This is a genomic window from Acinetobacter sp. ABJ-A23_2, from assembly GCF_044538765.1.
In the GTDB taxonomy this organism is placed as follows: domain Bacteria; phylum Pseudomonadota; class Gammaproteobacteria; order Pseudomonadales; family Moraxellaceae; genus Acinetobacter; species Acinetobacter nosocomialis_A.
Genome location: NZ_JBIUCP010000017.1, coordinates 62,308 through 68,307, shown reverse-complemented (window position 1 = coordinate 68,307; position 6,000 = coordinate 62,308). Strand labels below are relative to the sequence as shown.

Below are 6,000 nucleotides of genomic sequence, written 5' to 3'. Positions count from 1 at the left end.
ATATAAATACGTCTAAGATATAGACGATTTAGCTATAAAAATAACTTATAGAACGCCCTACTCCATAAGTTGATAAGCGAACACTTCTAGCATCTTTTCTAGAACTTATTTCTCTATAGCTTTATTGAATTTATAAAGTTCTAAAGTATAGTCTCTAGTCTTTATTAAGATACTCTAATAAATACAAATAAATCAACGTGTTATATACAAAAACCAACAAAAACACTTGGCTTTTTATATGAAAAATCATGATATAAATCACGCTTCGAAATTTGCCTAATAACTATAAATTTCGACTATTACAAAAACTTTCTAATTATAAGGAGCGACTTATCATGGCTAATGGCTTTCCAGGTGGAAACTTTAGAATCGTTAACAAAGAAACAGGTGCATGTATCGCAAGCGCATACGGTGGACAAACCCATGGCTTACAAGATGCTGTAACTGCACGTGGTGAGACAGGTGTTTTACCTTATTCTCATACAAACGACCGACTATTTACGGTACATGACAAGGTTAAAAACATAGACGAAGAGCTTTGGTATTTTGACAGCCGCGTATATAACGGTGGTCATCGAGAGAATAAGCTATACAACAAAGTTAAAGATATTCGTTCTAATTGGGTGCTCGGTGCTCGTGTTAAGACAAATGCGATTGCATATAAATTATTAGACAAAGACTTAGAAAATTTTCTTAATCTTTTACCAAAGCAAGATGAAGAAACTCTCGCCCACTTAAAAACCAGTGATTGTCTTGATATCGTTCGTTTATTAGAAACATTTATTTATAGTAACGGCGAAGAAAATATTAAATCGGAACTTGTGGGTAAGCTCGATGATAAAAAATTTGACGAATATTTAAATGCAGTCCTCGCTCATGAGTCAATTCGTCATATCGAACAAAAGTTCCATGAATATGCTTCCTCTCCGTTGCTATTTTTAAATATTCCTGAACTTAAAAATTTACCTGACAGTCCTTTCACTCGGCATAATGAACAACTCTATAAAATCATTCTTGCTTCTGTCCAATTAGATGTTTTGGATCATAAAGATTGGACTTCAGATTCAGAGTTCCGTTTGTATTTAGACCGTCACAATATCAATATCGAGCAAATCAGTGAACTTCTAAAAAATATTAAGAACGAGAACCTGCAAGAGCTTTATGGGAAAGTATATAAAGAATATGAAAATACTCAGGATCTTAAAAAAGAAGCCATACAAGTCCTTCTAGAGCTTAGAAAAACGCTAGATTTACATACGAATGAAAAAAATATGGATACGGTCAAAAAGATTTTAAAAGTCAGCTTAAAATCAAATGAGTCTTTTGAACAACTGCAAACAGCATTAAACAGTACCAATGGTAAAGAAATAAAACCAGTTCATTGGCATAGCGGCGATATTTTCTTACAAGGGGCTGGTTGCAGCGGTACAACTAATTGGGCATTTAAAGATGGTTATATCTTTGTAGAAGGCCAACCAGATGCTGTACTGACACATCTCTGGGGTTCATCTGTAGGTATTAGTCAACGATCTAATGACCCAAATCAAATTTGGGAATTGAAATAAGCTTAATCTAGGCGCTGAGCTTAGGTTTTAGTCATTAAAACCTTTAGACAGCGACTCTAAAAGCTAAGTAAGTTTATTTTCAGTCATCCAAAGAATTTAAATCATTCTTTGGATGATTTTTAGTTTTATAACCATAAAACTGATTATAAAATTGAAATACTTATAAATTTCTTATACTTTAAATTGTTTAAAATTCATTCAAAAATAGTAACAATAAGATAGGTAAATCATGATTTCTTTAGAGCTTTTCATTACATTTTTAATTACTACAATTATTTTTGCTTATATTCCGGGTCCGGCAATGCTTTATACCGCTGCACAGACGCTTTCTCGCGGTAGAAAATCTGGCCTAATGGCAGCATTTGGAATTTTCTTAGGAAGCTGTTTTCATATCATAGCGGCATCTTTAGGCTTAACGACCATCTTTCAAATTATTCCAAAACTCTATGATATTATTAAAATTTTAGGTGCTTTGTATTTAGTTTGGTTAGGCATTAAATTAATTAGATCGACCTCATCCCCGACTCTTCATCAAAATATTGAAAATGGTCAGTTATCTTTAAAGCAGAGCATTTTGGTCGAAGTTTTAAACCCTAAAACCGCTATTTTTTATATCGCCTTTTTACCTCAATTTATTAATACCTCATTAGATTTCCCAGTTTGGTCTCAGTTCATTATTTTAGGACTGATTGTTAATCTGATCTTTGTTTCTGCTGATGTGGTTTGTGTGTTTTTAGCCAATTATATTAGCCAAAAATTAACTAAATCGGAGAAGCCCCAAAAATCTATGTCAGTGATGGGTGGACTCATTTTTATGGGGCTAGGCGTTTTTCTTGGCTTTAAAAATCAGTAGTTTCTACAGGTAAATGCTTACCTAACAAAGAAAAACTAACGTCCGCAACTTCCAACGGGTCTGAACTGGTCCAAATAATATGATTTCCCTCATTTGGACTTTCAGAATTTAAATGATATTGATTGAGCTGCCGTATTAACTGCGCTGTTACTGCTTCCGAAGGCTCAATAATTTGGATATCACGACCTACAATTTCCTGAATCGCATCTGAAACAAATGGATAGTGTGTGCATCCTAAAATAATCGTATCGACTTTTTGTTCGACCAACGGCGCCAAAATATTTTTTAAATAATCTTTAACTTCTGCGGTATGTGCTTTGCCCGTTTCAATTTTTTCAGCCAAGCCAATACACGGTACTAAAGACACTTTAATATCTTGCGCATACGTTTCTATTAAACTTTTTAAGTTTTTACCCCTCACCGTGGTGGCAGTTGCCAAAACAGCAATATGCTTGCTCACGGTCATGGCCACAGCAGGTTTTACCGCCGGTTCTATCGCTATAAGCGGCACATTAATTTGTGCTCTAATCGTTTCAACCGCTACGGCCGTCATGGTGTTACAAGCAATCACGATCGCTTTGCATTTGCCATGAGTAACTAGGTGTGAAATTAAATGCGTGGTTCTTGAAACAATCCAGTCACTTTCCCTGTCTCCATAAGGGACATATTTCGAGTCAGCGAAATAAATAATGTCTTCATTTGGAAGAGCCTCCCGAATATGCTTAAAGAGAGACAGCCCGCCTAAACCAGAATCAATCATTCCAATCGGGTTGTTATTCATGGTTTATCCTGTATTTCATGTATTTAGAAAAATTCTTTCATGGTTGCCAAGTCTGTGAGCACGACTTTGGGCTGAATGGTTTTTAATTTTTCGGCCGATGTATAACCCCAACCTACCGCAGCAAAATCAATACCTGCTTCATGTGCAGCTTCGCCATCCGTGGTTTGGTCGCCGACATAAATTGCTTGGTTTTTACTTACATCCAAAATGTTGAGAACTCGCTTAATTCGCTTCGCTTTGCCAAATATAGACGAGCCACCATCAATATGGCTAAAAAGCTCACAGAGTTCTTTACCCAGTACATTTTGACAGTTTTCTTTAGAGTTTGAAGTAATAATTGCGAGCGTATATCCCTGCTTATGCAGTTCAATTAAGTGGTCCCGCATACCTTCAAACAGATGAATTTCTTCATCTCTTTCTTTCATTAACCGAATAAAATCTTTCGCAATCCAAGGCAGTTTCCACCTAGAAACATTCATCTCTTTCATAATTTCTCTAGGCGTAAGTTGTTTGTAGTACTCGACTTCGTGAAGGCTTACCGATTTAAACTTATACTTTGCAGAAAGTTGATTTAAAACGCTTAGAAAAAAATGAAAGGAGTCGACTAAGGTGCCATCTAAATCAAAAATAATAGCCTGATATTCTTTTAGGTTTTTTTCCATTTCTAGTTTCGAAAATATATTTTTTATTATTATATTCTGTTTTCTATTGGTTTTTAAATCAGGCCCAACGAGGACCTGACCTAAATTTTGAATTTTATTTTAAGCTGCCGCTTTTTGTTCCTTTATCCAATTTTTAATACGGGCATCGAGTATATTTAAAGGCAAGGTTCCTGCATTTAAGACCATGTCATGGAATGCTTTAATATCAAAACGGTCTCCAAGCTCATGTTTTGCAAGCTCCCGTAGCTCTAAAATTTTGAGTTGGCCCATCTTGTATGCCAATGCTTGGGCAGGAATAGCAATATAGCGATCTGCCTCTGCCTGAATATCTGGTTCATCTAAAGCGGAGTGTTCACGCATAAAATCAATCATTTGCTGACGGGTCCATTTTTTATAATGTACGCCAGTGTCCACCACTAAACGACAAGCACGGAACAACTCACTCGATAGTCTTCCATAGTCTGAGAGTGGGTCTTTATAAAAACCAACATCTTTACCCAATTGCTCGGCGTAAAGTGCCCATCCTTCTATATAGGCGGTGTGGTTAGGCTGCTTTCGGAACATCGGCAAGTTTGGCAGGTTTTGGGCAATATCAATCTGCATATGGTGGCCGGGAATTGCCTCATGGTAAGCGGTCGCTTCCATTGATATTTTGGAACGTTCAGAGAAGTCGCCAGTATTTACATAAACTTGTCCGGGGCGTGAACCATCAGGTGTGCCTTGGTGATACTCCGCACCTGCCGCTTCTTTTTCTCGATATTGCTCTACAGGCAAAACTTCGACTTTATTTTTGGGTAATAAACCAAATAGCTTCGGCAACTCCGGTTGCATTTGAGCAATATACCCGCGATAAATCTCTAAAATTTCTTCACGAGATTTTGGGAAAACAGCAGGATTTGTTTTTAAAGATTGTTGGAAACTTTTTAAATCATTAAAACCTTGTGCTTTGGCAATTTTCAGCATTTCCGCTTCTATACGAGCAACTTCTTTTAACCCGAGCTGATGAATAGTTTCAGGGCTTTCCGACGTGGTTGTATTGTTTTCTACATAAAAACGATAAAGCTCATCACCGTTTGGCAAACTCCATATACCCTCGTCCTGTCGTCCATAGGGTAAGTAATCTTTCTGAATAAACGTTCCGAGTTTTTGATAAGCGGGGCGAACTTGCTGATCTATGGCCTGTAGTATTTCACGGCTTAAACGTTCTTGTTCTGCTTTCGAAATGTTTTTTGGAAATTGCTTTAATGGCGAAGCAAAAACGCTGTCTTTCCCTGCTGGCGTTGCAATGCTATCAATCTGCTTTGCTACTTTTTCAAGTAAATATTTCGGTGGTATCAAACCATCTTTTTGTCCTTGTTTCGCTAACTGAATACCTTGATCAAGAATAAGAGGAATTTGTTTTAAACGAGCAATATAATCTTGATATTGCTTAGCATTGTTAAATGGAATCGAACTAATAAATCCCGGAAATTGTAAATGTAGTCCCCACATTTGATTGAAAGGCATCTCATATAACTTCAAATCATAACTTTTAAGTGTCTCTTTCAACTGATAAATCATTAAATCTTTATTTAATTGATCGGTTGCTGAAAATCCTGTGCTATCGATTGCTTCAAAACGTTTTAAAAAATTTTGAGTAGTTTTTTTATCTTTCTCAATCTGAGTTTTTGAAAATTCGGTCCATCGATTGTTATAGCGTAAATCGCCTAAAGTCGTTGCAGTTTCAGGATTATTTTTTAAAGTATATTCCCACTGTTCTTGTAAAAGCTGGTTTAAAGCTTTCACCCGAACAGAGACATCACTGTTTTGTTTAGCTTGTGATTTTTCGGTGGTATTTGTATTTATTTCGGGGGGTGTAGCATTAGAGGAATGAGACATCCAAAATAAAACACTGATACAAGCATAATGTAAGGTTCTGTTTTTCATTTAATTATCCAGAAATATTTAACGAAGTTTAAAATATAGACAAAACAAATTACGTGCCAAGCAGCCTATAAAATCGTGTAAAAATCGAGTATTTTTTAACTCAATGATTTTATAAATTAATTTTCTTTTTAATTAAATTATTTATAGTTGCTATCTATATTCCGAATCTGACTTTAATTTACCAGAAAGTCAAAAAAAAGCGCACATGAGCAA

Annotated in this window: 5 protein-coding genes; 2 read left to right on the top strand and 3 right to left on the bottom strand. The window is 35.9% G+C overall.

What is annotated here, in order from left to right:
- Window positions 1-335 precede the first annotated feature (335 nt).
- Window positions 336-1,565: a hypothetical protein gene (locus ACH63V_RS08140; protein ID WP_396463202.1), complete on the top strand. Its 1,230-nt coding sequence runs from the start codon at window positions 336-338 to the stop codon at window positions 1,563-1,565.
- A 229-nt stretch (window positions 1,566-1,794) separates the two neighbouring features.
- Window positions 1,795-2,418, top strand: coding sequence for a LysE family translocator (locus ACH63V_RS08135; RefSeq protein WP_396463201.1), 624 nt, complete (start codon window positions 1,795-1,797; stop codon window positions 2,416-2,418).
- Here the strand turns inward: ACH63V_RS08135 and murI are convergent.
- From murI to ACH63V_RS08120, 3 genes are all read right to left on the bottom strand, one after another.
- On the bottom strand, window positions 2,405-3,199 hold the full coding sequence (gene murI, locus ACH63V_RS08130) for a glutamate racemase (protein ID WP_396463200.1): 795 nt from the start codon (window positions 3,197-3,199) through the stop codon (window positions 2,405-2,407). The genes ACH63V_RS08135 and murI overlap by 14 nt on opposite strands.
- A 23-nt stretch (window positions 3,200-3,222) precedes the next feature.
- Window positions 3,223-3,861, bottom strand: a complete 639-nt coding sequence (locus ACH63V_RS08125) for an HAD family hydrolase (protein ID WP_396463199.1) — start codon at window positions 3,859-3,861, stop codon at window positions 3,223-3,225.
- 99 nt (window positions 3,862-3,960) lie between these two features.
- On the bottom strand, window positions 3,961-5,787 hold the full coding sequence (locus tag ACH63V_RS08120) for a DUF885 domain-containing protein (RefSeq protein ID WP_396463198.1): 1,827 nt from the start codon (window positions 5,785-5,787) through the stop codon (window positions 3,961-3,963).
- Window positions 5,788-6,000: the final 213 nt, after the last annotated feature.

What these genes read in the sequence shown, in the direction of transcription:
- ACH63V_RS08140 (WP_396463202.1), top strand. Translation starts at nt 336, where the DNA reads ATGGCTAATGGCTTTCCAGGTGGAAACTTTAGAATCGTTAACAAAGAA.
- ACH63V_RS08135 (WP_396463201.1), top strand. Translation starts at nt 1,795, where the DNA reads ATGATTTCTTTAGAGCTTTTCATTACATTTTTAATTACTACAATTATT.
- murI (WP_396463200.1), bottom strand. Translation starts at nt 3,199, where the DNA reads ATGAATAACAACCCGATTGGAATGATTGATTCTGGTTTAGGCGGGCTG.
- ACH63V_RS08125 (WP_396463199.1), bottom strand. Translation starts at nt 3,861, where the DNA reads ATGGAAAAAAACCTAAAAGAATATCAGGCTATTATTTTTGATTTAGAT.
- ACH63V_RS08120 (WP_396463198.1), bottom strand. Translation starts at nt 5,787, where the DNA reads ATGAAAAACAGAACCTTACATTATGCTTGTATCAGTGTTTTATTTTGG.